Here is a 449-nt window from a genome sequence, read left to right on the forward strand (position 1 = left end):
CGGCGCTCGCGCGCCACGGCCAGCGCCTGATCGTGCGCGGCGAGCGCCGCAGCGGCACCCTGCATCGCGGCGCGCGCAGCTTCGTTGCGGTCGCGTGCGGCATCGCGCTTGTCCCGCCCGGCGGATGGATCGGGCAGGGCGCTGCGCTTGGCCTCCGCTTCGGCAAGATCGACGCGTGCGCTGTCGAGCCGCTCCTCGTGTTCGGATGCTGCGGCGTCCAATTCGGCAAGGCGCGCCGTCACCCGCTCGCGCGCCGCTTCGGCCTGGTCGAGCGCGCGCAGGGCCTGCCGTTCGGCGTCGGAGGCGGCGGCGGATTGACGTTCGGCGGCGACCAGATCGCGCTGCAACTGCGCCAGCTCATCGCGCGTGGCGGCCTCGCGCGTTTCCGCTTCCCTGGCCGTTTCGCGCAAGGGCGGGAGCGCCGCGTCGAGCTCGGCCAGGCGATTCTC

At 74.6% G+C, this 449-nt stretch carries 1 pseudogene; it reads right to left on the bottom strand.

Annotated elements, in window-relative coordinates:
- Positions 1–449, bottom strand: a pseudogene (locus tag A3736_RS17400) (chromosome segregation protein); the annotation flags it as partial.

This window comes from Erythrobacter sp. HI0063, from assembly GCF_001635685.1.
GTDB lineage: Bacteria > Pseudomonadota > Alphaproteobacteria > Sphingomonadales > Sphingomonadaceae > Qipengyuania.